The organism is Myroides sp. C15-4, from assembly GCF_050522745.1.
Classification (GTDB): domain Bacteria; phylum Bacteroidota; class Bacteroidia; order Flavobacteriales; family Flavobacteriaceae; genus Flavobacterium.
The window spans coordinates 1-25,535 of sequence record NZ_JBMVQX010000001.1 but is presented as its reverse complement, the minus strand read 5'-3'; the positions used below and the strand labels follow the sequence as shown (position 1 = coordinate 25,535).

Annotated in this window: 31 protein-coding genes; 30 read left to right on the top strand and 1 reads right to left on the bottom strand. The window is 35.8% G+C overall.

Features of this window, described 5'->3' with window-relative positions; all coding sequences use genetic code 11:
• Nucleotide 1 precedes the first annotated feature (1 nt).
• The 30 genes from rpsQ to ACPDHL_RS00010 all read left to right on the top strand — a co-directional run bounded on the left by rpsQ (nt 2) and on the right by ACPDHL_RS00010 (nt 22,428).
• Nucleotides 2-259, top strand: coding sequence for a 30S ribosomal protein S17 (gene rpsQ, locus ACPDHL_RS00155; protein WP_002987508.1), 258 nt, complete (start codon nt 2-4; stop codon nt 257-259).
• Between the two features lie 2 nt (nt 260-261).
• Entirely contained in the window at nt 262-630 is a 369-nt protein-coding gene (gene rplN, locus ACPDHL_RS00150) for a 50S ribosomal protein L14 (RefSeq protein WP_002987507.1), read from the top strand.
• A gap of 12 nt (nt 631-642) precedes the next feature.
• A complete protein-coding gene (gene rplX, locus ACPDHL_RS00145) occupies nt 643-960 on the top strand; it encodes a 50S ribosomal protein L24 (protein ID WP_430530805.1) in 318 nt (105 codons plus the stop codon).
• Nucleotides 961-962: 2 nt separating this feature from the next.
• A complete protein-coding gene (rplE, locus tag ACPDHL_RS00140) occupies nt 963-1,514 on the top strand; it encodes a 50S ribosomal protein L5 (protein ID WP_430530804.1) in 552 nt (183 codons plus the stop codon).
• A 4-nt stretch (nt 1,515-1,518) separates the two neighbouring features.
• Nucleotides 1,519-1,788 (top strand): 30S ribosomal protein S14, encoded by a 270-nt coding sequence (gene rpsN / locus ACPDHL_RS00135; protein WP_002987503.1) that lies wholly within the window; start codon nt 1,519-1,521, stop codon nt 1,786-1,788.
• 22 nt (nt 1,789-1,810) lie between these two features.
• Complete coding sequence (gene rpsH, locus ACPDHL_RS00130) at nt 1,811-2,209, top strand: 30S ribosomal protein S8 (protein WP_002987500.1); 399 nt, start codon at nt 1,811-1,813, stop codon at nt 2,207-2,209.
• Between the two features lie 17 nt (nt 2,210-2,226).
• Entirely contained in the window at nt 2,227-2,769 is a 543-nt protein-coding gene (gene rplF, locus ACPDHL_RS00125; protein ID WP_430530803.1) for a 50S ribosomal protein L6, read from the top strand.
• Between the two features lie 11 nt (nt 2,770-2,780).
• A complete protein-coding gene (gene rplR, locus ACPDHL_RS00120) occupies nt 2,781-3,131 on the top strand; it encodes a 50S ribosomal protein L18 (RefSeq protein WP_430530802.1) in 351 nt (116 codons plus the stop codon).
• A 6-nt stretch (nt 3,132-3,137) separates the two neighbouring features.
• Nucleotides 3,138-3,662, top strand: coding sequence for a 30S ribosomal protein S5 (gene rpsE / locus ACPDHL_RS00115; protein WP_002987497.1), 525 nt, complete (start codon nt 3,138-3,140; stop codon nt 3,660-3,662).
• A gap of 11 nt (nt 3,663-3,673) precedes the next feature.
• On the top strand, nt 3,674-3,856 hold the full coding sequence (rpmD, locus tag ACPDHL_RS00110) for a 50S ribosomal protein L30 (protein WP_182626735.1): 183 nt from the start codon (nt 3,674-3,676) through the stop codon (nt 3,854-3,856).
• A gap of 12 nt (nt 3,857-3,868) precedes the next feature.
• A complete protein-coding gene (rplO, locus tag ACPDHL_RS00105) occupies nt 3,869-4,321 on the top strand; it encodes a 50S ribosomal protein L15 (protein ID WP_182626734.1) in 453 nt (150 codons plus the stop codon).
• Nucleotides 4,322-4,337: 16 nt separating this feature from the next.
• Nucleotides 4,338-5,684: a preprotein translocase subunit SecY gene (gene secY / locus ACPDHL_RS00100; protein WP_430530801.1), complete on the top strand. Its 1,347-nt coding sequence runs from the start codon at nt 4,338-4,340 to the stop codon at nt 5,682-5,684.
• A gap of 5 nt (nt 5,685-5,689) precedes the next feature.
• On the top strand, nt 5,690-5,905 hold the full coding sequence (gene infA / locus ACPDHL_RS00095; RefSeq protein WP_002987492.1) for a translation initiation factor IF-1: 216 nt from the start codon (nt 5,690-5,692) through the stop codon (nt 5,903-5,905).
• A gap of 13 nt (nt 5,906-5,918) precedes the next feature.
• Complete coding sequence (gene ykgO / locus ACPDHL_RS00090) at nt 5,919-6,035, top strand: type B 50S ribosomal protein L36 (RefSeq protein ID WP_002987490.1); 117 nt, start codon at nt 5,919-5,921, stop codon at nt 6,033-6,035.
• Nucleotides 6,036-6,037: 2 nt separating this feature from the next.
• Nucleotides 6,038-6,412 carry a 30S ribosomal protein S13 gene (gene rpsM, locus ACPDHL_RS00085; RefSeq protein WP_182626733.1) on the top strand — a complete coding sequence of 125 codons (375 nt, stop codon included), beginning with the start codon at nt 6,038-6,040 and terminating at the stop codon, nt 6,410-6,412.
• 11 nt (nt 6,413-6,423) lie between these two features.
• A complete protein-coding gene (gene rpsK, locus ACPDHL_RS00080; protein ID WP_158962485.1) occupies nt 6,424-6,807 on the top strand; it encodes a 30S ribosomal protein S11 in 384 nt (127 codons plus the stop codon).
• An 84-nt stretch (nt 6,808-6,891) separates the two neighbouring features.
• Complete coding sequence (gene rpsD / locus ACPDHL_RS00075; RefSeq protein WP_002987483.1) at nt 6,892-7,497, top strand: 30S ribosomal protein S4; 606 nt, start codon at nt 6,892-6,894, stop codon at nt 7,495-7,497.
• A 25-nt stretch (nt 7,498-7,522) separates the two neighbouring features.
• Entirely contained in the window at nt 7,523-8,515 is a 993-nt protein-coding gene (locus tag ACPDHL_RS00070) for a DNA-directed RNA polymerase subunit alpha (RefSeq protein WP_430530800.1), read from the top strand.
• Nucleotides 8,516-8,548: 33 nt separating this feature from the next.
• Entirely contained in the window at nt 8,549-9,028 is a 480-nt protein-coding gene (gene rplQ, locus ACPDHL_RS00065; protein ID WP_286467084.1) for a 50S ribosomal protein L17, read from the top strand.
• 101 nt (nt 9,029-9,129) lie between these two features.
• Nucleotides 9,130-10,239 carry a glutamine-hydrolyzing carbamoyl-phosphate synthase small subunit gene (carA, locus tag ACPDHL_RS00060; protein ID WP_430530799.1) on the top strand — a complete coding sequence of 370 codons (1,110 nt, stop codon included), beginning with the start codon at nt 9,130-9,132 and terminating at the stop codon, nt 10,237-10,239.
• A 117-nt stretch (nt 10,240-10,356) separates the two neighbouring features.
• The gene (gene eno / locus ACPDHL_RS00055; protein WP_430530798.1) at nt 10,357-11,646 is read left to right on the top strand and encodes a phosphopyruvate hydratase; all 1,290 of its coding nucleotides are present in this window, start codon (nt 10,357-10,359) and stop codon (nt 11,644-11,646) included.
• A gap of 288 nt (nt 11,647-11,934) precedes the next feature.
• Nucleotides 11,935-13,221 (top strand): citrate synthase, encoded by a 1,287-nt coding sequence (locus tag ACPDHL_RS00050; protein WP_182626728.1) that lies wholly within the window; start codon nt 11,935-11,937, stop codon nt 13,219-13,221.
• Between the two features lie 250 nt (nt 13,222-13,471).
• Nucleotides 13,472-14,386, top strand: coding sequence for a dimethylarginine dimethylaminohydrolase family protein (locus ACPDHL_RS00045; protein WP_430530797.1), 915 nt, complete (start codon nt 13,472-13,474; stop codon nt 14,384-14,386).
• 10 nt (nt 14,387-14,396) lie between these two features.
• Nucleotides 14,397-15,332, top strand: a complete 936-nt coding sequence (ctlX, locus tag ACPDHL_RS00040) for a citrulline utilization hydrolase CtlX (protein WP_430530796.1) — start codon at nt 14,397-14,399, stop codon at nt 15,330-15,332.
• 141 nt (nt 15,333-15,473) lie between these two features.
• Entirely contained in the window at nt 15,474-17,597 is a 2,124-nt protein-coding gene (locus ACPDHL_RS00035; protein WP_430530795.1) for a TonB-dependent receptor plug domain-containing protein, read from the top strand.
• A 2-nt stretch (nt 17,598-17,599) separates the two neighbouring features.
• The gene (locus ACPDHL_RS00030; RefSeq protein ID WP_430530794.1) at nt 17,600-19,048 is read left to right on the top strand and encodes an HmuY family protein; all 1,449 of its coding nucleotides are present in this window, start codon (nt 17,600-17,602) and stop codon (nt 19,046-19,048) included.
• 247 nt (nt 19,049-19,295) lie between these two features.
• Nucleotides 19,296-19,952 (top strand): class I SAM-dependent methyltransferase, encoded by a 657-nt coding sequence (locus ACPDHL_RS00025; RefSeq protein ID WP_430530793.1) that lies wholly within the window; start codon nt 19,296-19,298, stop codon nt 19,950-19,952.
• A gap of 153 nt (nt 19,953-20,105) precedes the next feature.
• Nucleotides 20,106-20,672: a xanthine phosphoribosyltransferase gene (gene xpt / locus ACPDHL_RS00020; protein ID WP_430530792.1), complete on the top strand. Its 567-nt coding sequence runs from the start codon at nt 20,106-20,108 to the stop codon at nt 20,670-20,672.
• Between the two features lie 156 nt (nt 20,673-20,828).
• Entirely contained in the window at nt 20,829-21,836 is a 1,008-nt protein-coding gene (locus tag ACPDHL_RS00015) for an LLM class flavin-dependent oxidoreductase (RefSeq protein WP_430530791.1), read from the top strand.
• A gap of 37 nt (nt 21,837-21,873) precedes the next feature.
• Nucleotides 21,874-22,428 (top strand): hypothetical protein, encoded by a 555-nt coding sequence (locus tag ACPDHL_RS00010; RefSeq protein ID WP_430530790.1) that lies wholly within the window; start codon nt 21,874-21,876, stop codon nt 22,426-22,428.
• A 38-nt stretch (nt 22,429-22,466) separates the two neighbouring features.
• On the opposite strand, the gene ACPDHL_RS00005 is transcribed toward ACPDHL_RS00010, so the two are convergent.
• Nucleotides 22,467-24,632 (bottom strand): M3 family metallopeptidase, encoded by a 2,166-nt coding sequence (locus ACPDHL_RS00005; RefSeq protein ID WP_430530789.1) that lies wholly within the window; start codon nt 24,630-24,632, stop codon nt 22,467-22,469.
• Nucleotides 24,633-25,535: the final 903 nt, after the last annotated feature.

Genomic DNA, 25,535 nt, shown 5'->3' with positions numbered 1-25,535 from the left:
GATGGAAAATAGAAAAGAAAGAAAAGAAAGAATAGGTGTTGTTACTAGTAACAAAATGGAGAAATCTATTGTTGTTTCTGAAGTAAAAAAGGTAAAACACCCATTATATGGAAAGTTCGTGAAGCAAACTAAAAAGTATGTAGCACACGACGAAACAAACAACTGCAACATTGGTGATACAGTTAGAATTATGGAGACTCGTCCATTGTCTAAATCAAAATGTTGGAGATTAGTTGAAATCATTGAAAGAGCGAAATAATTATGGTACAACAAGAATCTAGACTTAAAGTAGCAGATAACACGGGAGCAAAAGAGGTTTTGACTATCCGTGTGTTAGGTGGAACAAAGCGTCGTTACGCTTCAGTGGGAGATAAAATTGTAGTAAGTATCAAAGACGCAACTCCGAATGGAAGCGTTAAAAAAGGTACTGTTTCTACTGCTGTAGTTGTTCGCACTAAAAAAGAGGTTAGAAGAGCTGATGGATCATACATTAGATTCGATGATAACGCTTGTGTATTATTAAATGCTGCAGGTGAAATGAAAGGAACTCGTGTTTTTGGACCAGTAGCAAGAGAACTTCGTGAAAAACAATTCATGAAAATTGTATCATTAGCACCTGAGGTGTTGTAAATCGTTCTAAACATGATTAAGCTGAAGATAAAAACAGGAGATACAGTACGTGTTATCACTGGAGATCACAAAGGATCTGAAGGAAAAATCGTACGTGTATTACGCGAAAAGAACAAAGCTATTGTTGAGGGGGTAAACATCATTTCAAAGCATGTTAAGCCTAGCGCTACGAACCCTCAAGGTGGAATTGTTAAGAAAGAGGCTCCTATCCATATTTCTAATTTAGCGATCGTTGATCCTAAAACTAACGATACTACGAAAGTAGCTATCCAAAAGAATGAAAGTGGAAAAAATGTAAGAGTTTCTAAAAAATCAAATCAAGTATTATAGTTATGGCTTATATACCAAGACTTAAAGAAGAATATAAAAGCAGAGTAATCTCTGCTCTTAAAGAGGAGTTTGGATACAAGAACATTATGCAAGTTCCTAAACTTGAGAAAATTGTTGTTAGCCGTGGTGTTGGTGCAGCTGTATCTGATAAAAAGTTAGTTGACTACGCAGTAGAAGAATTAACTAAAATTACAGGACAAAAAGCTGTAGCTACTATTTCTAAGAAAGACGTTGCTTCTTTCAAATTGAGAAAAGGAATGCCAATCGGAGCTAAAGTTACTTTACGTGGAGAAAGAATGTATGAATTCTTAGATCGTTTAGTTACTTCTGCTTTACCACGAGTAAGAGATTTCTCTGGTATTAAATCTGAAGGATTTGACGGTAGAGGAAATTATAACTTAGGTGTAACTGAGCAAATTATTTTCCCTGAAATCAATATTGATAAAGTAAACAAAATCGCTGGTTTCGATATTACGTTTGTGACATCTGCTAATACAGATAAAGAAGCAAAATCTTTACTAGTTGAATTAGGATTACCTTTTAAAAAGAATTAGAGTTATGGCTAAAGAATCAATGAAAGCCCGTGAGGTAAAAAGACAAGCATTAGTAGCTAAATATGCTGATAAAAGAAAAGCTCTTTTGGAAGCGGGTGACTACGAAGGGTTACAAAAATTACCTAAAAATGCTTCTCCTGTGCGTTTACACAACAGATGTAAATTAACTGGAAGACCTAGAGGGTATATGCGTCAATTCGGTATTTCTCGTGTTACTTTCCGTGAGATGGCTAACCAAGGGTTAATACCAGGAGTTAAAAAGGCAAGTTGGTAATTAAGATTTAAAGGTAAAAACAATGTATACAGATCCAATAGCAGATTTCCTTACAAGAATTAGAAATGCTGTGCGTGCAAACCACAAAGTGGTAGAGATCCCAGCATCTAACTTCAAAAAAGAAATCACGAAAATTTTATTCGATCAAGGATATATCTTAAGCTACAAATTTGATGACAGTACAGTTCAAGGTACGATCAAAATAGCTTTGAAATATGACAAAGACACAAAAGAGTCTGTGATTAGAGATATCCAAAGAATTAGTAAACCAGGTTTGCGTAAATACGCTTCTGCAACTGACCTTCCAAGAATCTTAAATGGTTTAGGAATTGCAATCGTTTCTACATCAAAAGGATTGATGACTGGGAAACAAGCAAAACAACTAAATGTTGGTGGAGAAGTAGTTTGTTACGTATACTAATTTAAAAAGACTAAGAAATGTCAAGAATAGGAAAAAGTCCGATAGCAATTCCTGCTGGTGTAACAGTTGATGTTCAAGAAGGCGTTATTGTTGTTAAAGGTAAATTAGGAGAGCTTACTCAGAAATTCGATACAGTTAGTGTTAAAGTTGAAGATAATCAAGTGATTGTTGAAAGATCATCTGACGATAAAGATGAAAGATCAAAACACGGATTATTTCGTAGCTTAATTAACAATATGATTACTGGTGTTTCTGAAGGATTTACAATAACTTTAGAATTTGTAGGGGTAGGATATCGTGCTTCTAATCAAGGACAAAAGTTAGACTTAGCTTTAGGATTCTCTCACAATATCGTGATGGATATCGCTCCTGAAGTTGTAGTAGAAACTATATCAGAAAAAGGTAAAAATCCTTTAGTAAAATTAACTTCTCATGACAAACAATTAGTAGGTCAAGTAGCTGCAAAAATCCGTTCTTTCCGTAAGCCAGAGCCTTACAAAGGAAAAGGAATCAAGTTTGTAGGTGAGGAATTAAGAAGAAAAGCAGGTAAATCAGCTTAAAAATTAAGACTATGTCATTAACAAAATCTGAAAGAAGACAACGTATAAAGTTCAGAATTAGAAAGACGGTTAGCGGTACTGCTGCTAGAACTAGACTTTCTGTATTCAGAAGTAATAAAGAGATCTATGCACAAATCATAGACGACGTAAATGGAGTAACTTTAGTGTCAGCATCGTCAAGAGAAGCTGGGATAACAAGAGGAACCAATGTTGAAACTGCTGCATCGGTTGGAAAACTAATCGCAGAGAAAGCTTTAAAAGCTGGTATCGAAACTGTATCTTTTGATAGAAACGGTTACTTATACCACGGACGTGTTAAATCATTAGCAGACGGCGCTAGAGAAGCTGGATTAAAATTCTAATTAGTTATGTATCAAAATTATAAAAACGTAGAATTTGTAAAACCAAGCGGTCTTGATTTAAAAGATCGTTTGGTTAGTGTTAACCGTGTTACTAAAGTAACAAAAGGGGGAAGAGCTTTTGGTTTTTCTGCTGTTGTTGTAGTAGGTGACGAAAACGGTGTAGTGGGTCACGGTTTAGGTAAATCTAAAGATGTATCTGAGGCTATTGCTAAAGCAGTTGAAGATGCTAAGAAAAACTTAGTTAAAGTTCCTTTGAACGGTCATACGATTCCGCATGAACAAAAAGGAAAATTCAGTGGAGCTCGTGTATTGTTGATGCCTGCATCATTAGGTACGGGAGTTATTGCTGGAGGTTCTGTCAGAGCGGTAGTTGAAGCTGTAGGAATTACAGATTTATTATCTAAGTCTCAAGGTTCTTCGAATCCACATAACGTGGTGAAAGCTACTTTCGATGCTTTATTACGATTAAGAAGCGCTTCTACAGTTGCAAAACAAAGAGGAATTTCTTTAGAAAAAGTATTTAAAGGTTAATTTGAAAGATTATGTCGAAAATCAAAATAAAACAAGTAAGAAGCCAAATTAATTGTCCTCTTAACCAAAAGAGAACATTAGAGGCTTTAGGACTTCGTAAAATTGGTCAGGTGGTTGAACACGATTCTACTAGCGCAATTTTAGGAATGGTAAATAAAGTTCAACACTTAGTTTCTGTAGAAGAAATTAAATAATATTCGCAATAGATGAATTTAAGTAATTTACAACCAGCAAACGGTTCAGTACACAACCAAAACAAACGTGTTGGTCGTGGTGAAGGTTCTGGAAAAGGAGGAACTTCTACAAAAGGACATAAAGGTGCTAAATCACGTTCAGGATATTCGAAAAAGATCGGATTTGAAGGAGGGCAAATGCCACTTCAAAGACGTGTACCTAAATTCGGTTTCAAAAACATTAACAGAGTTGAGTACGCTGTAATTAACTTAGAGGCTTTACAAGGTCTTGTTGATAGCGGAAAAGTAACTGATGCTGTAGATTTTTCTCAATTAGTTGATTTAGGATTAGCTACTAAAAACAGTTTAGTTAAGGTTTTAGGACGTGGAGAGCTAAAAGCAAAATTAAAAGTTTCTGCTCATAAATTTTCAGCTTCTGCCCAAGCAGCTATCGAAGCAGCAGGAGGAGAAGTTGTAACGTTATAAAATCTTAGTGAACAGGATGAAGAAGTTTTTTGAAACATTAGCCAGTATCTGGAAAATTGAAGAGTTAAAAAATAAAATCTTAATCACATTAGGACTATTACTTGTGTACCGTTTCGGTACACAAGTAACTCTACCAGGTATTGATGCAACGAAATTGCAAGCGTTGACGGATCAAACTGATCAAGGAATTGGATGGTTAATTAACGTTTTTACAGGTGGTGCATTTGCACAAGCATCTGTTTTTGCTTTAGGTATTATGCCTTACATTTCTGCTTCCATTGTGGTGCAGCTGATGGGAATTGCGGTTCCTTATCTGCAAAAATTACAAAATGATGGAGAAAGCGGTAGAAAGAAAATGAATCAAATTACAAGATGGTTAACTATTGGTATTACCTTATTACAAGGACCAAGTTATATCTATAACTTGTATGTGCAATTGCCGTCAGATGCATTTTTGCTAGGTTTTAATTCTTTCTCATTCTTGTTTTCTTCAGTAATGATTCTAACGGCCGGGACAATCTTTGCCATGTGGTTAGGAGAAAAAATTACTGATAAAGGGATTGGAAATGGTATTTCGTTATTAATTATGGTTGGTATTATTGCAAGACTTCCAATGTCTTTCATCCAAGAATTCCAATCGCGTATTACAGAAAATAACGGAGGACCAATGTTAGTTGTTATTGAAGTAATTTTATGGTTATTGATTATCGTTGCTTGTATCTATTTGACTCTTGCAGTACGCAGAATTCCAGTGCAATACGCACGTAGAAGTGCCTCTGGAACGTATGATCAATCCATGTTAGGAGGAAACCGTCAATGGATTCCTTTAAAACTAAATGCTTCAGGAGTTATGCCAATTATCTTCGCGCAAGCGATCATGTTTGTGCCTGCTGCTGTAGCTGGTTTATCAACTTCGGATGCTGCAAAATCAATCAGCAATACATTCCATAATGTATTCGGTTGGGAGTATAATTTACTTTTTGCTTTATTAATCATTATTTTTACGTACTTTTACACCGCGATTACAGTACCTACTAATAAAATGGCAGATGACTTGAAGCGAAGTGGTGGTTTTATTCCTGGGGTTAAACCAGGTTCTGAAACTGCGGATTTCTTAGATAGAATTATGTCGTTGATTACATTCCCTGGATCTCTTTACCTTGCAATTATTGCTGTTTTCCCAGCGATTATCGTAAGTATCTTAGGGGTTCAACAAGGATGGGCGATGTTTTATGGTGGAACTTCACTATTAATTATGGTGAGCGTTGTAATTGATACAATCCAACAAGTTAATTCATATTTATTGAACAAACAGTACGATAGTATGATGACGAGTGGTAAAAATAGAAGAGCGACAGCTTAATTTTTATGGCAAAACAATCAGCAATAGAACAAGACGGAGCAATAATTGAAGCATTGTCTAATGCAATGTTCCGTGTAGAATTAGAAAATGGTCACGTTGTGATCGCACATATCTCAGGTAAAATGCGTATGCACTACATTAAGTTGTTACCTGGTGATCGCGTGAAATTGGAAATGAGTCCATATGACTTGACCAAAGCAAGAATTACTTATAGATATTAAAGAGGCTATTAAAATGAAAGTAAGAGCATCAGTTAAAAAAAGAAGTGCCGAGTGCATCATAGTACGTAGAAAAGGTAGACTTTACGTTATTAATAAAAAGAATCCTAGATTTAAACAAAGACAAGGATAATTATGGCAAGAATCGCAGGGGTAGATATACCTAAATACAAAAGAGGAGTTATTGCTTTAACTTATATCTTCGGAATTGGTTCTAGTAGAGCTAAAGAAATTTTAGCTAAAGCCAATGTAGATGAAGATAAGAAAGTACAAGATTGGAATGATGATGAGATCGGAGCAATCCGTGAAGCAGTAAGTTATTTCAAAATTGAAGGAGAGTTACGTTCAGAAATCTCTTTAAACATCAAACGTCTTATGGACATCGGATGTTACAGAGGAATTCGTCATAGAACTGGACTTCCACTTAGAGGTCAAAGAACGAAAAATAACTCGAGAACGAGAAAAGGTAAAAGAAAAACTGTTGCTAACAAGAAAAAAGCAACTAAATAATAAGTAGTAATATGGCTAAAGCGAATACAAAAAAGCGTAAAGTTGTTGTAGAAACAACAGGTGAAGCTCATATTAATGCAACATTCAACAATATCATTATTTCTTTAACAAACAAGAAAGGTGAAGTAATCTCTTGGTCGTCTGCAGGTAAAATGGGGTTCAGAGGTTCTAAAAAGAACACTCCGTACGCTGCTCAGATGGCTGCTGAAGATTGTGGTAGAGTTGCACTTGAGGCAGGATTGAAAAAAGTAAAAGTTTATGTAAAAGGTCCAGGTAACGGAAGAGAATCTGCAATCAGATCTTTACATAATGGTGGAATCGAAGTAACTGAGATTATCGATATTACTCCAATGCCACACAACGGATGTCGTCCTCCTAAGAGAAGAAGAGTTTAATTTATAGTATAACCAAAGGTAGGATAGATTATCGGAGGAAAGTGACCTGAATTCATAATCCCTACCTTTTTTTTATTTTGAAAAATGGCAAGATATACTGGTCCACAAACAAAAATCGCTCGTAAATTCGGCGAAGCTATTTTCGGAGATGATAAATCATTCGAAAAAAGAAACTACCCTCCAGGACAACACGGATTAGCAAAAAAGAGAGCAAAAAAATCTGAGTACGCTATCCAGTTAATGGAGAAACAAAAAGCAAAATACACATACGGTATCTTAGAAAAGCAATTCCGTAATATTTACAAGAAAGCTGCGGCTGCTCGTGGAGTTACTGGTGAGGTATTGATTCAATTGTGTGAATCGAGATTAGATAACGTAGTTTACAGAATGGGAATTGCTCCTTCTCGTAGAGCTGCACGTCAAGTAGTTTCTCACAGACATATCACAGTGAACGGTGAAGTAGTGAATATTCCTTCTTACCAATTAAAAGCTGGTGATAAAGTTGCTGTTCGTGAAAAATCTAAATCTTTAGAAGTTATCGAACGTTCGTTATCTAATTCTAGTTCTGTTTATGAATGGATTACTTGGAATCCTGAAACTTTAGAAGGTACTTTCGTTGCTGTACCTCAAAGACTTCAAGTTCCAGAAAACATCAAAGAACAGTTAATCGTAGAGTTGTACAACAAATAATAATTGACATTCAGTCGAAACAAATATGGCAATATTTAATTTTCAAAAGCCCGATAAAGTTATCATGATTGATTCGACCGATTTTAGAGGTAAATTCGAATTTAGACCTTTAGAACCGGGATATGGATTGACTATTGGTAATGCATTGAGAAGAGTACTTCTGTCTTCGTTAGAGGGGTATGCTATTACTTCAGTACGTATCGAAGGAGTTGATCACGAATTTTCTACCATCGCTGGTGTTGTTGAGGATGTTACTGAAATTATCCTTAACCTTAAGCAGGTACGTTTTAAACGTCAGGTGGAAGATATAGATAATGAATCTGTAAGTATCACTTTTTCAGGGAAAGAACAAATGACGGCTGGAGATTTCCAGAAGTTTATTTCTAATTTCCAAGTATTAAATCCAGAGTTAGTTTTATTCAACTGTGAAAGCAGTGTGTCAATTACAATGGATTTGACAATCGAAAAAGGAAGAGGGTACGTGGCAGCAGAGGAGAACAGAAAACCCAATGCACCAATCGGAACTATTTTCACAGATTCGATTTATACTCCCATTAAGAACGTTAAGTATGCTATAGAAAATTACCGTGTGGAACAAAAAACTGACTACGAAAAGTTAGTTTTTGATATCATTACAGACGGTTCTATTCATCCAAAAGACGCCTTAACAGAAGCAGCTAAAACATTGATTCATCATTTTATGCTGTTCTCAGACGAGAGAATTACTTTAGAGGCTGATGAAATTGCTCAAACTGAATCATACGATGAAGAATCATTGCATATGAGACAGCTTCTAAAAACTAAATTGGTAGATTTAGATCTTTCAGTTCGAGCGTTAAATTGTTTAAAGGCGGCTGAAGTAGATACATTAGGAGATTTAGTATCTTTCAACAAAAACGATTTGATGAAATTCAGAAACTTCGGTAAGAAGTCCTTGTCTGAATTAGAAGAATTAGTTGCTGTGAAAGGATTAAATTTTGGTATGGATCTATCAAAATACAAATTAGATAAAGAATAATCTAGACCGCTAAAGTCTAAATTCGATAACGCAATGAGACACGGAAAAAAAATAAATCACTTAGGTAGAAAAGCTGGACATAGAAATTCTATGTTAGCTAATATGGCTTGTTCTTTGATTGAGCACAAGCGTATCAATACTACTGTAGCTAAAGCAAAAGCATTAAAACAATATATTGAGCCATTAGTAACTAAAGCTAAAACAGACGATACTCATAATCGTCGTGTTGTTTTCTCTTACTTGAGAAGCAAAGAAGCTGTTACTGAATTGTTCAGAGAGGTTGCTCAAAAAGTTGGTGATCGTCCAGGTGGATACACTCGTATCATCAAGTTAGGTAACCGTTTAGGAGATAACGCAGATATGGCTATGATTGAATTCGTTGACTTCAACGAAATCTACAATGTAGCGAAAAAAGAAGCGAAGAAAACGACTCGTAGAGGGAAGAAGAAAGCTGAAACTGTTGAAGCTCCTCAAGCTGAAGCTACTACAACTGAAACAGAAACAAATGAATAATAATTCATTACATATGTTTTCATTATAAAATTAAAAGGACATTCTTTTTAGAATGTCCTTTTTTTTGCTTTATTTTTGCATCACTACAATACAACTTACACATGGAATATAAAAGAAAAGAAGACGGTATCATTGTTTTAGCTGATGGCACCGTTTTTTATGGTAAATCAATTGGTATTAAAGGAACGGCTTTTGGCGAAATTTGCTTTAATACGGGAATGACAGGGTATCAAGAAGTCTTTACTGATCCGTCGTATTATGGACAAATCATGTTGGCAACGAATCCACACATCGGAAACTATGGTGTTAATGCAGACGAAGTAGATTCAGATGGAATTAAAATCGCAGGTTTAGTATGTAAGAACTTTAGCTACGAATATTCACGTCCTGATGCAGATGGAAGTCTTTATGATTATTTTGAGGCACATCAATTAGTGGCTATCTCTGATGTGGATACTCGTGCGTTAACTGCTTATATCCGCGATAATGGCGCAATGAATGCTGTATTAAGTACAGATGGTAAAACCGTAGAAGAATTAAAAGCCTTGTTGAACGCAGTGCCTTCGATGGAAGGATTAGAACTTTCTTCTGTGGTTTCTACGAAAGAACCTTATTTTTTCGGTAACCCTGACAGTACGTACCGCGTGGCTGTACTAGACTTGGGAATTAAAACAAATATTCTGCGCTGCTTGGCTGAACGCGATTGCTATATCAAAGTGTTCCCTTATAATAGCACGTATAAAGATTTGCTTTCTTTTGAACCAAACGGGATCTTCTTGTCTAATGGACCTGGTGATCCACAAGCTTTAGCTGATAAAGGCGTTTTAGCTGTAGTAAAAGAAGTCGTAGAAGGAAGTTTACCTGTTTTTGGTATTTGTTTAGGACATCAATTGATTTGTCTATCTCAAGGTGTAGGTACATACAAAATGTTTAGTGGACACAGAGGAGTGAATCATCCTGTGATGAATGTATTTACAGGTAAAGGGGAGATCACGTCTCAAAACCATGGATTTGCTGTAAGCAAAGAAGCATTGACTGACCATCCTACACTTGAAATCTCACATTTACATTTGAATGATGGAACTGTAGCTGGCGTTCGCATGAAAAACAAAGCTGTTTTCTCAGTGCAATATCACCCAGAATCTAGTCCAGGTCCACACGATTCAAGATACTTATTCGACGACTTCGTTGCGAATATGGCTAAAAAATAAGAAAACTCCGGTATAGGATAAAAATAACTTTGAAAAAGTAAAAATTACACAACACAAAGGTCAGCAACTAAATGCAAGATGCGGTTAACGACCGAATTCTAATACACAACTTTGATTATGAGTACAATTTTAAGCGTTCACGCACGTCAAATTTTAGATTCTAGAGGTAATCCAACTGTTGAAGTGGATGTAATTACTAGTAACGGTAGTTTAGGTAGAGCAGCAGTTCCATCTGGAGCATCTACAGGAGAACACGAAGCTGTCGAATTGAGAGACGGTGGGCAAGCTTTTATGGGTAAAGGCGTTTTAAAAGCGGTTGAAAACGTAAACACAATTATTGCTGAGCACATTGTTGGTTTAAGCGTATTTGAGCAAAACTATATCGATCAATTGATGATTGATCTAGATGGTACCCCAAATAAAGGGAATTTAGGAGCCAATGCTATTCTAGGTGTTTCTTTAGCTTTGGCTAAAGCAGCAGCTGAAGAACTTGGAATGCCTTTATACCGTTATGTAGGAGGCGTATCAGCGAATACACTACCCGTACCAATGATGAATATTATCAATGGGGGATCACATTCTGATGCGCCTATTGCATTTCAAGAGTTTATGATCATGCCAGTGAAGGCAATTACTTTTTCTCATGCCATGCAAATGGGAACAGAAATTTTTCACCACTTGAAAAAAGTATTACACGACAGACAATTAAGTACGGCTGTTGGGGATGAAGGAGGATTTGCTCCTACATTAAAAGGAACGGAAGACGCATTGGATTCGATTAAAATGGCTGTTGAGAATGCTGGATACCGCTTCGGTGATGAAATCATGTTAGCTTTAGATTGTGCTGCATCAGAATTTTATGTAAACGGATCTTATGATTACACTAAATTCGAAGGAGACTTAGGGAAAGTTCGCACATCGAAAGAACAAGCGGATTATTTAGCAGAATTAGCTGCAAAATACCCTATTATCTCAATAGAGGACGGAATGCAAGAGGATGATTGGGAAGGATGGAAATACTTAACAGAAAAAATTGGAGATAAAGTACAATTAGTTGGAGATGATTTATTCGTTACAAATGTGACGCGTTTAGAAAGAGGAATCAATGAAGGAATTGGAAACTCTATTTTGATTAAAGTAAATCAAATCGGAACATTAACTGAAACTATTGCAGCAGTTAATATGGCAAAAAATGCAGGCTATACTTCAGTGATGTCTCACCGTTCTGGAGAAACAGAAGATAGTACGATTGCAGATTTAGCTGTAGCCTTAAACTGTGGGCAAATTAAAACAGGTTCTGCTTCGCGTTCAGATCGTATGGCAAAATACAACCAATTACTTCGTATTGAGGAAGAATTAGGTGATGTAGCGTATTATCCACAAGAAAAAGCATTTAAAATCAAATAATTTTATCAAATTAATAAAAAACCCCCAACTTGACAAGTTGGGGGTTTTTTTGTAAAAAAAATGATTATTTATTATTTTTTTAATAGTATATTGTAGATTGAAATACAATTGTTTGTAACAATATACCTTTATAGAAATTGTATCGAAAATGTTGTGAATCAATGATTATTATTAGCTTTTATCTGTTGTATGTAAGCATAATATTTCCTATCTTTCCAACTGCAAAAAAACATTTTAGGTGTTTTTGATTATGTAAATAAAAAGTAAAGAAAAATAAAAAATAACAATATGTCTAAAACAGCTTTTATAGAAGTTGATGGTCAAAGACACGAACTACCAGTATTAGTTGGTACTGAAAACGAAGTAGCAATTGATATCTTAAAATTACGTGCATTAACAGGGGCTATCACTTTAGATCCAGGATACAAGAATTCTGGTTCATGCCAAAGTGCAATTACTTTCTTAGATGGGGAACAAGGAATTTTAAGATATAGAGGCTATTCAATCGAGGACCTTGCTGCTAAATCTAACTTTTTAGAAGTTTCTTATTTGATTATTTTCGGAGAGTTACCTACACAAGAGCAATTAACTCAGTTTGAAAAAGATATTCGCAAATACTCTTTGGTAAACGAAGAAATGAAGAATATCATTGACGGTTTCCCGAAAACAGCTCACCCAATGGGAGTTTTAGCTTCTTTGACAAGTGCTTTAACTGCTTTTAATCCAAAAGTAGTCGATGCGGATTGTGAAAAGAGTTTATATGAAGCTGTTTGTAAAACAATGAGTAAGTTCTTAGTTATTGCAACTTGGACGTATAGAAAAGCAAAAGGATATCCATTAAATTACTACAATAACACAAAAAGTTATGTAGATAACTTCATGAATTTGATGTTTGCCTTACCAACAGAACCGTATGAAATCGACCCAATTATTAAAAATGCGGTTGATAAATTATTCATCTTACACGCAGATCACGAACAAAACTGTTCGACTGCTACAGTGAGAATGGTAGGTTCTTCACATGCAGGTTTATTCGCTTCAATTTCAGCGGGTGTTTCTGCACTATGGGGACCACTTCACGGTGGTGCTAACCAAGCCGTACTTGAAATGTTAGAAGCGATTCAAAATGACGGTGGAGATGTTGAAAAATACATCAACAAAGCAAAAGACAAAGATGATCCATTTAGATTAATGGGATTCGGTCACCGCGTATACAAAAATTTCGATCCAAGAGCGCGTATCATTAAAAAAGCAGCTGATGAAGTGTTAGCTAAATTGGGAGTAGATGATCCTGTTTTAGATATTGCTAAGCAATTAGAAGCAGCAGCTTTAAAAGATCCTTACTTTGTAGATCGTCACTTATATCCAAACGTAGATTTCTACTCTGGAATTATCTATAGAGCATTAGGTATCCCTACAGAAATGTTTACTGTAATGTTTGCTATCGGTCGTTTACCAGGTTGGATCGCACAATGGAAAGAAATGCGTATCAATAAAGAACCAATCGGACGTCCACGTCAATTGTATGTGGGTGAACCTTTAAGAGATTTCGTTCCAATGAACGAAAGAAAATAACAAAAAAGGAGATGAATATTCATCTCCTTTTTTGTTTACGAATTAGTGAATAGTGATCAGTTGAAATCTCAATTTTACAATGAATAAACTTCGCAAAGAGCAAACCGAGCAAAGTGCAACGTACAAATTGAAGATTCATCGAACACTAAAACCAATACAATCTAGGTGAGATAAACCGTACAACACACAAAGCGCACAAAAAAACAAAACACATAAAAGGTTTTATTATATTTGTACAAAATGACAGTTTATGTTACAATTAAATGTAAAAAATGAAACCTCTCGTTTGCGGGCTGTGGTCCTAGGCACTGCCGTTAGTAATGGACCCACACCTACAATAGAAGAAGCCTACGATCCCAAATCGCTTGAGCATATCAAAGCAGGGACGTATCCTGTAGAAGAAGACATGGTTCGCGAAATGGAAGCGTTTAATCAAGTTTTTAAAAAATACGACGTACAGGTTTTTCGACCTGAAATTATCGAAGATTACAATCAAATTTTTACTCGAGACATTGGATTCGTAATTGATAATAAATTTATCAAGGCCAATATACTTCCCGATCGAGATAGAGAATTAGCTGCTATAAACTACGTTTTAGACCAAATAAATCCCAACGATATTATATCCGCACCAGAGGAAATGCATTTCGAAGGCGGGGATGTAATGTTGTGGAACGATCATATATTTATCGGATCCTATAAACGACCAGATTACAGCAACTATATTACTGCTCGTACGAATGAATTAGGCGTTGAATTTATTCGCGAATTGTTTCCAAATAAAATAATCAAGAGTTTTGATTTGGTAAAATCTAAAGTAGAACCTCGTGATAATGCCTTACACCTCGACTGTTGTTTTCAACCAGTCGGATTAGATAAAGCCATTATCTACAAAGGGGGATTCTATGACGAAAGCGAATACAATTATTTAGTGGATATCTTTGGAGAAGCTAACTTATTTCAAGTGACCAGAGAAGAAATGTATCATATGAACTCCAATGTATTCTCTATAGCTCCTGACGTGGTGGTTTCTGAAAAGAATTTTACGCGTTTGAATAATTGGTTGAGAAGTCACAATATAACAGTGGAAGAGATCCCTTATGCCGAAATTGCCAAGCAAGAAGGTTTATTGCGTTGCTCTACACTACCTTTAATAAGAGATTAATTCGAATAGTATGAAACAAATAACAAATAATATTCTGATGATTCGCCCGGTTGCTTTTCGTATGAATGAGCAAACAGCTGTGAATAATTATTACCAAAAGGTACTAGATAATTTAACACCTGCAACAGTGAATGCAAAAGCGCAACAAGAATTTGATGCTTTTGTAGAAAAATTACGTGCAGTAGGGGTGAATGTTACGGTTGTGGATGATACAGTAGATCCAGATACACCGGATAGTATTTTTCCAAATAACTGGATTTCTTTCCACGAATCAGGCGAAGTTGTTTTATATCCGATGTTTGCAGAAAACAGAAGGTTAGAAAGACGCGAAGATATCTTGGATATATTAGAAGAACAAGGCTTTGTAATCAACGATATATGGGATTATACCGCTGCAGAAGAAGATGATTTATTCCTAGAAGGAACAGGAAATTTATTATTGGATAGAACCAATGAAATCGCTTATTGTGCTTTGTCTCCACGTGCAGATGAAGGGTTAGTTATTGAGTTTTGTGAAGACTTTGAAATGAATCCTGTGATTTTCGAAGCATTCCAAACTGTAGATGGAGAACGTAAAAACATTTATCACACCAATGTGATGATGTGTTTAGGTGATACATTTGCTGTTATTTGTGCCGATACAATTGACGATAAACAAGAACGCAAAATTGTTTTAAATCACTTGAAGCAATCTGGAAAAGAAGTGGTACTCATCACGGAAGATCAAGTGAATAATTTTGCAGGAAATATGTTGCAAATCTTAGGTGCAAACGATCAAAAGTATTTAATCATGTCTACACAGGCGTATAATAGCTTAACTGACGCACAGATTAAAACGCTCGAAAAGCACGCAACAATACTCCACAGTAGCTTGGATACCATCGAAGCTTGTGGTGGAGGAAGCGCACGCTGCATGATGGCAGAGGTGTTTTTACCTAGAAACTAGTAGTTATACGTATAGATCAAAAAGCGAAGTGGTTAACTTCGCTTTTTTTATGAAAAATATATTATTTAAAATCAATTTAAATAATATATTTTGTTATCTTTGCAATTAAGAATCTATCTAAATAAAAGACTTTACATATAAATGAAACGTTCACTACTGCTTGCAACAGGTACGTTACTTACTTTAAGTTCGACTGTAGTTGCTCAAACAAATGATACGATCAAAGAACCGGAGCGAAAATTGGAAGAAATTGTGATTTCTGGTCAATATAACCCGCAGTCGATCAATAAAGCCGTTAACAACGTAACTATTCTCAATAGACAGCGAATTGAAAATTTAGGAGCAGTTACCTTGGCAGATGCTTTGAATCAAGTAATGAATATTTCAATCCTTCCTAATGCAGGGACTGGGCGTTCAACAGTAAAAATGTTTGGTCTTGACGCACAGTACTTCACTATTCTGATCGATAATGTACCCATGATTTCAGATGAAGGTTTTGGGAATAATACCGATCTAACTCAAATTAACTTAGACGATATCGAGCAAATTGAAATTGTCGAAGGAGCTATGGGAGTTGATTATGGAGCAAATGCTGTAACAGGTATTATTAATATCATCACAAAGAAGAATAATATCCATGATTGGAACGTTAACTTTTTTGTACAAGAGGAAACCGTAGGGAGCGAATACGATTGGAAGAACAAAGGAAAACACATCCAAGGGATTACGATGGGACATAATATCAATGATAATTTGTATGCCAGTCTTTCCTATATTCACACAGATTTTAAAGGTTGGTATGACGACCGTGAAGGGTTTACCTACTATGGAGACGAAAATAAAAGAGGACATGAGTGGTTGCCTAAAAACCAAAATAATGTCAAAGGTTTTTTAAACTACCACAAGAATTCCTATCGCGTATATTATAAATTCGAATTTTTTGATGAGCGCATGAAAGATTATGCTAAGCTTTTCAACATAAACGAAGATCCTGTTTTTGAAACAATTAATCCCGTGGCAAATGATCGAATTCTAAATACGAAACGTTGGTCTAACGTGTTAAATACATCAGGGAAATTAGAAGATTTATTCCGTTTTGATTTGTCTTTTTCTTATCAAAAGCAAGAACGCGAAACAGATAAGTACAGATATCGCATCATGTACGATGAAAAATTCGATAGAAGTTCTTTTAAAAGTGAGAGTAGAGAGGTGTTTTTCTCTAGAGGTACGTTCAGTGACTTTGTACAGCTAGAAACGGCTAAGTTCCAAGTTGGGTACGAAGTGGCTTATACGAAAGGATTCTCAGCTATGTCTGAACAATTAGCGGAAAGCCCACAGAAAAAGTCTTTGGGAAGTTATGATTTTTATGCTTCTTCTGAGATTAATGTGTTGCCGAGATTAATGGTACGCCCAGGGTATCGCTTGATGACATCGAATACCTTCAACAGTCAACATGCTTTGAGTTTAGTTTTGAAATATGTGCTTCCAGGTGATTATGAAATTAGAGGTACTATTGGTACATCTCCTCGTTTGCCTAATTACGAAGAATTATATACGTATTTCGTCGATGTGAATCACGATTTACAAGGAAATGAAAGTTTAAATCCTGAAAAAGGTAAAACAGCATTTTTAAATGCAAAAAAGAGTTTTAAGCTAGGAAACAACATGGAGTTGAGCAATAGTTTAACAGGACGTTATTTAGAAGTATCCGATAAGATTGATTTAATTGAATTGGTTAACCCAGAAGGATTAAAGTATGTATATGAAAATACAGATTTATACCGCAATATTGGAGTAACTTTTTTGAGCCAGTTGAGTTGGGATGCATTTGATTTTGGTGTTGGATTCACCATGTCAGGGGTCTCACAAGAAATTTATGAGGCGCCAAAGGGAACAGATAAGTTTTTGTATACGCCAGAGGTAACAGCTAATATCAATTATCGTTTAGCAAAAACGGGAACTAACTTTTCACTGTATTATAAATTTAATGGAGAGGAAGAGCGATTCAAAAAAGGATCGGATGAATTTGGAGAGTATTATGTAAAAGGGAAGCAAGAGAGCTATTCTTGGTTAGATTTTAGCGTGAGACAACCATTTTTTAAAAATATGTTGTATGCAACAGTGGGAGTGAGGAACTTATTTGACATCAAAGATGTTCGCTCAACGACTAGTGGAGCAACAGCACATGCAGGAGGAGCTACAGCAATACCCGTTGGATATGGAACGAGTTTCTTTTTTAAATTACAATATAAATTAGGATTTTAATTATGAAGAATTTTAGATTAGGAAAACTTGTTATTGCAATTGTAGCACTTGTTTTTTTCAGCTCATGTGAGAAAGATTCTAATAATGGAAATAGTGATGTACGCGATTTTATTGTGGCTTTTGGAGATCCCTCTATTCCGTATAGGGAAATAGAAACGACAAAAGACGTTGAATTAGTATTTTCTGAGATTGCACAAGGAGATGGATCGATTGAAATTCAACTGATACCAAGTAAAGCAGTATATGGAGTAGATTTTGCTACTCAACCTGCGGCAGTGGAGCATAAATTAATGGTTCCCATTGTAAAAGGAACGAAGAGTACTACGTTTACTTTTGAAAATTTAATTTTCCCTTACGATCGAATGGATAAAACCATTCAGTTTAATATTGTCAAAGTAAATTATGACGTAAAAGCACCAAAGATTCAAGGGTATAATGTCATGATGATTAGTTTTGATACATCATTGGGAGGAATTTTGGCACCAAACGTTGGAGGACCAACTCAACCCAACCAAGTGTATGTAGATTTAGGTGGAAAAGCAATGTATGAAGTAAAGCGTACCTCTTGGGATTTAGCTTTTGACAGTGGAAGTGAATTCAGAGTACGTCTAAATGGATCTGTTTATATGGCTGCTGGAATTATCAAAGGAGCAAAATCTATTGACGATGTTCGCGAAGATGCAACCATTCAAGGCATGAAAGGGCTTGTTAAAATCGGTACTTTTGATCCAGCTAACTTAGAATATATTGATGATCCATCTGGAGATCCTGATATAACAGCAATTGACCGTGTATCTGATGTCGATGCAGAGAACAATGTATATCTAGTGAATCTGGGATTTGAACCTGGAACAGGAAATGTAGAAGCAGGTTCAGTAGAAGTAACAGGAAAAGAACGCGGTTGGAAAAAAGTGCGTATCCTAAAACGTCAAGGAGGCTATTTATTGCAATATGCTGATTTGAATGACAGTACACACAAAGAAGTCTTACTTGCTAAAACACCAGGATTTAACTTTACTTTCTTTAGTTTCGATAGCAATGGAGTAGTGACTGTTGAACCAAGTAAAACAAAATGGGACCTTAACTTTACCGTATTTACAAATAAAGTAGATCAAGCAGGTGACCCGAAAGGATCTTATGGATACTCAGATTTTATCTTGCAAAATAGATATGGTGGAGTAAAAGCCTATAAAGTTGAAATCCCGAAAGGAGATAAAAACTTTTTCAAAGAGTATAATTTACAAAGTGTAGACGAAAGTAAATTGTCCGAAGATTTTACTACTATAGGAGGAACATGGAGAGAGGTGGCTAATGCGAAAGTGTTATATAAAAATGTATTCTATGTGATCAAAGATGCCAAAGGGCATTATTATAAAATGAGAATGTTAGATTTCTTCAACGAGAAAGGAGATCGTGGATATCCGAAGTTTGAATACGCCTTGTTGAGATAAAAAATATAGAAGAGTATATAGGGGTTAGTTGTCGCACTCTATATGTTGAATTCAATCGAATGGCAAATAGCTTTTTGTATTTGTTCTTTATTGAGTTGTTAGTTTATTTTTGTTAGGAAAACCCCGAAATCGCATTTCGGGGTTTTTCGTTTATCAGCCATTTTTTTGTATTGAGAAGAGAAAATAAAGTGATAGAATATTATGTGGACTCATTCTAAATAGTTATCTTTGAGCAAAATTAAAAGGAATGAGTAATTTAGATTTAAATGAGGTTGCAAATCAACTGCGATGTCCGTCAGGAGAGGCAGGAGAGGAGTTGGCGGAAGTAATGTTTAAATCAAATAGCAATATGATTTACAAAACAGTAGATCGGTTGCAACTTTATCAAAAGGACGCTGTTTTAGAAATTGGATTCGGAAGCGGGAAACACTTACCTTATATTTTTTCAAGTGCTCCAGACATTCAGTATTCAGGAATTGAAATATCCGCACTGATGTTGGAAATGGCAGTTAAGGTAAAAGATTCTTTGCCACAAGAACAAATTGATTTGACATTGGCACAAGAATTAAATATCCTTCCCTATGCTGATAAAGTCTTTAATCATTGTTTTTCAGTAAATACCGTTTATTTTTGGAATGATCCAGTGAAGTATTTTACCGAGATTTATCGCGTACTAAAACCAGGAGGGAGCATAGCATTGTCTTATATTCGAGAGGATTTTGCTCAACAGCAACCGTTTGCTAAGGAAGATGTTTTTCACTTTTACAGGACAGAATGGTTAATTCGAATCATGACCAATATCGGTTACAGCCATGTTGAACGTTGGCAATACATCGAAAATACCCTAGATAAATTAGGGAATAAAGTTATTCGACCATTTGTCGTACTAAGGGGCAAGAAATAGGAAGGCCTAAACGATCCCATGCTCTTGTTTTGAAAGAATGCGTTTGTGAATTTTGTAAACGTATGGATATTATTATAACTTCGCATTTATATTTACCAAAAGGAGATTTAATACAATCTCCTTTATTTATTCATAGACAACAACACACAAAAAATGGAATTATTACGTCAGCGTATTCTTCAAGATGGACGATGTTTTGAAGGAGGAATTTTAAAAGTAGATAGTTTTATCAATCATCAAATGGATCCTGTTTTAATGAAATCTATTGGTGTGGAATTTGTCCGTCGATTTGCTGCTACCAATGTCAACAAGATTATGACTATTGAAGCAAGTGGAATTGCACCGGCAATTATGACAGGATATTTACTCAATCTACCTGTTGTGTTCGCAAAGAAAAAGAAGCCCAGTACAATGGAGAATATGTTGCACACACAAATTCATTCGTTTACCAAAGACAGAACCTATGACGTAGTGATCAGCAATGATTTCCTTACACCAGAAGACAATGTTCTTTTTGTAGATGATTTTTTAGCCTATGGTAATGCAGCAGTGGGAGTGTTAGATCTCATTGAACAATCTGGTGCAAATTTAGTGGGTATGGGATTCATCATCGAAAAAGCCTTTCAACAGGGGCGTACGTTGTTAGAAGAAAAAGGCGTTCGCGTAGAATCTTTAGCGATCATCGACGATTTGTCAAATTGTACCATTACAATCAGATAAGATAAAAAGGCCCATTCCAGAGTGAATGGGCCTTTTTATTTTCATGCACTGAAGAGACTAGTTGTATATGTTAAACTATTTCTATCGCATTAGTGTTTTATTTTTTTATTGATTACTTTAATAGCTTGCAATAATTATTTCACAAGTTTAAGTATTATGATCAAAAATATACCGTTCTCTTTCTTGGATTTAGCTGTCATTGGGGCAGAGAAATCAACGAAAGAGACATTAAATAATGTATTAGCTACTGCGCAGCATGCAGAAGAGCTGGAGTATAAACGCTTTTGGCTAGCCGAACACCACAATATGCCGCATATTGCAAGTTCAGCTACAGCCGTTTTGATCGGTTATGTCGCTGGAGGAACAGCAAAAATAAGAGTAGGCTCTGGGGGAATAATGTTGCCCAATCACCCTCCATTAGTTATTGCGGAACAATTCGGAACTTTAGAATCACTATATCCCAATCGAATTGATTTGGGATTGGGAAGAGCGCCAGGGACAGATCAGGTAACTGCTATGGCCTTGAGAAGAAATGATACGATGAGTGCGAACTTCTTTCCACAGCAAATACAAGAGTTGAAAACCTTTTTTAGTGCAACCAATGCAGAAGCGAAAGTAAGAGCTTTTCCCGGAGAAGGATTGGATGTTCCATTTTGGATTTTGGGCTCGAGTACAGATAGTGCGTATTTGGCCGCAGAATTGGGATTGCCCTATGCTTTTGCTAGTCATTTTGCCCCTGATCAAATTCAAATGGCAGGAAAAATCTATCGAAATAATTTCAAGCCTTCTGCTCAATTAGAGAAACCTTACTTCATGCCTTGTGTCAATGCAATCCTAGCTGATTCAACCCATGAAGCAGAGCAATTGGCCACTTCGTTTTATCGTATGTTTTTGGGAATTATTCGAAATGATAGAAAACCACTTCAACCGCCGATCGAATCCATGCAAGGAGTTTGGACCGTACAAGAAGAAGCAGCAGTTTACAATATGACAGCTTGTTCATTTATTGGAACAAAAGAAGAGATGTTACCAGAACTCAATCGCTTTTGTGAAGTGTTGGAAGTAGACGAATTAATGATTACCACACCAATTTATGATTATGAAAAGCGAAAATATAGTATAAAATTATTCGCTGAAGTGATGCAAGATTTGGCACGTATTTAATTTTGTGTGTATTTTTGTTTCTTAAAATCAAAAGACTATGATAAAGAGAATTGGAAGTATGATGCTTTTTTTTATTCTGCTAACGGCTTGTAACAAAAAAGAGGCGTATACTGAAATGGGATACCCTGGCAAATTCACTATTGAAGCGCCTTCAACGATGCAAAAAACGAAGCACCTGAATAGCGAAGCAAGTTTTCAATTGCAAAGTGTCGAAGAAGAATTGTATTTTATCGTACTCAACGAAAACAAAGAAGCGATTAAAACGATGTTTCAACGATCAGGAGCATTTGTAGAAGGAGAAGATGTTTTGACTTTGTTTGCTCATGGGACTTTGGAGCTTTTATCGTCAACACTAGAGTCTATCGAACCGAGTGAACTCGAATTAGAAGATATGACAAGTAATGGGCTAAAAGGAAAAAGAGTTAACTTCACAGCAACTATTTCTGGATTAGATGTGTACTATAGTTTTGCGGCTTTTGATGGGAAAGAAGATTACTATCAAGTGTTGACTTGGACATTGAAGAAAAAGAAAGAGGAAAATAAAGAAAAAATGGAGCGAATGATTCATAGCTTCAAAGAAGTGAATAAATAAGAAAAGGTCAGCGCATCCGCTGACCTTTTTTATTGGAATTAGATTTTAGTATCTATTTTATCGTTCTTTTTAAACGTGTTTATTTGATCAAATCCTTTCATTTTTAAATAAGCATCTATCGTTGCATCTTTTCCTCTGAATTCGCGATACATTTCATCCGATGGTTTTGAATTTCCTTGGGATAAAATTTTAGCTCTAAAGATGGCACCATTTTCACGTGTCATTCCTCCATTGTCTAGTAACCATTGGAATGCATCATTGTCTAGTGTTTCTGCCCAAGTATACGAATAGTAGCCTGCTGCGTAGCCGCCTCCAAATACGTGATTGAAGAAAGAAGAACGATATCTTGGCGGAACAGTAGCTAAATCAATGCCATATTTGGCTAAGGCTTGTTGTTCAAATGTGGCGACATCTTTGATTTCAGTCGTTGATGAAATCGTATGCCATTCCATATCTAATAACGACGCACTTAAGATTTCAGTTAAACCATAACCAATAGTAAAGTTTTGCGCAGCTTTCATTTTTTCGATTAAACTAACAGGGATTACTTCACCTGTTTCATGGTGTTTAGCATAGTTAGTCAAAACTTCGGGTAAAAAAGCAAAATGTTCGTGAAACTGGGAAGGGAGCTCTACAAAATCACGAGAAACGCTTGTCCCTGCAACAGTAGGGTAGGTAACATCCGATAAGAAACCATGTAATCCATGTCCAAATTCGTGAAACATGGTAATTACTTCATCTGGAGATAAAAGTGTTGGTTGACCCGTCGCAGGTTTTTGGTAGTTGCATACATTATATACTACAGGCGCTTGATTTAATAATTTAGATTGTGTCACAAGATTACCCATCCAAGCGCCTCCGCGTTTTGATTCTCGTGCATAAAAGTCAACATAAAATAAGCCTATTGGACTTTTATCTTCGTCGAATATTTCAAAAACGCGAACATCTTCCTGCCATACAGGAATGTCTTTGCGTTCATGAAAGGTGATGCCATATAGTTTTTCGGCCATGTAAAACACACCTTTCTCCAATACGGCATTCATTTCAAAATACGGCTTTACCTCATTTAGGTTCAAAGCGTATTTTTGAGCTCTGATTTTTTCTGCATAGTAATCCCAATCAGCAGCTGTTAAAGTAAAAGGATCTGCTTCTTTATTAATAAGGTCTTGAATTTCTTTTGCTTCTTGTGTCGCTGCACCAACAGCATATGGACTCAATTGATCCATTAATTTTTTTGCTTGATCAGGTTTATTAGCCATGCTGCCTTGTAAACTCCATTCAGCATAGTTTTTAAAGCCCAATAATTCTGCTTTTTCAGCTCTTTTCTTAGCTATGGCCACTAAAGTTGCTCTTGTATCATTGTCATCTCCTTTTTCTGTGCGACTCCAACCTGCATCAAATAATTTTTGTCGAGCTTCTTTTTTGTTCAAAGAGGCAGCGATTGGTTGTTGTGTCGTATTATTTAAAGGGATAGCATAGGTTCCATCCGCTTGTTTGAAGGCTTCCATTTCAGTAGAAGAAAGTCCATCCAATTCTTCTTTTGTGAAAGTTACACTTCCTGCTTTTGTTGCTGCCAATAGCTGATCGCCAAATTGTGTTGTTAAGGAAGCTAATTCTTGATTGATTGCTTTCAGTGTTTTTTTCTGTTCAGGTTTTAAATTGGCACCTGAACGAACGAATTCTTGATAATATACGTCTAATAGACGCGCTTGTTCACTTGTTAAACCTAAAGAAGCTTGCTGGTCATGTAGTTGTTTTACTTTTTGAAATAATGCCTCATTTAGGTAGATCCCATCGCGGTGTGCAGCGAATTTAGGAGATAACTCTTGATTAATAGCTTTTATTTCATCATTGGTATGCGCGCCAACCAATAAATGGAAGACAGCACTGACGCGATTGAATAAAGCACTTGATTTTTCTAACGCTACAAGGGTATTCTCAAAAGTATGTGCCTCTGTGTTGGCTGTGATTTGATCAATGGCTTCCACCTGACGGCGCATACCTTCTAAAATAGCAGGCTTAAAATCTTTGTTTTTGATCTTTTCAAAGTCTGCCGTTTGATAAGATAATGTACTTTCCATATAAAAAGAATTACTCTCATCCCAATTTGCTGTTGCTTCCGCTTGATCTGGATTTTGCTTACACGAGACACTGAATAAAGAGATACCCGTTAAGGTTCCAACAATAGCTTTTTTCACGTACATAATAATTAAGGTTTAAAATAAATGAAACTCAAAGATAGTATTATATTGTGAGGTTGGTCTTTTTTGTTGATTGGCTTTTATCTCCCCTAATTTATATTTTGGTTTGGTGTTTGATGAACCTTCACTGCGTTTCGGTTCGTTTTTGTGCGGTTCGTTTTTTGTGCGGTTCGCGCGGTTCGTTTTAGATTGTCGTTAGTAAGTAAATTTCTCCTTATATTATATATAAGGAAGAATTGTTGTGTATATAAGCATGAACCTTTCTTGTTATTGAATCACGAAATTAAACCGAGCGAACCTCACGACGAGCAAACCGCGCCTTCAAGAACCGCGCAACAAACAAACCGCGCCCCAACAAAAAAGCCAAACGCCAAAAAAACTTTCTATGATAAAACGCGTTATACTAGCGAGTTGTGAACTAATCGAAAAATACTTTAAAAAAAAGGTTGTATAAAGTTTGGAAGTGGAGAAAAAGGTACTACTTTTGCATCCGCATTAAACAAGCAGACGTTCATAGAAAAGCAGTAGAAAAGACTTGCGATTAGGTTGAAAATATTTTTTAAAAATAAATTTGGATAATCGGAATAAAGAGTCTTATCTTTGCAGTCCGCTTCAGTAAATACTGAGGATTGGCAAAAACTAGAGAAAAATATTTTTTCAAAAAAGTTTTGCTAATTCGAATAAAGTTTTTACTTTTGCACTCGCTTTAGTAAACGAGTGATTTGATAAAAAAGGGAAGAAAAATTTTTTCAAATTTTTTTTGTCAAATTGAAAAAGAAGTTTTACTTTTGCACTCGCTTCGAAATTTAAGTAGAAGAGGGATTGAAATACGATCATAGACATATTGGACAACAGCATACGAAAAAAGAGAGTAAGGTGATTTTAGGATCACGAAATAAACTAGCT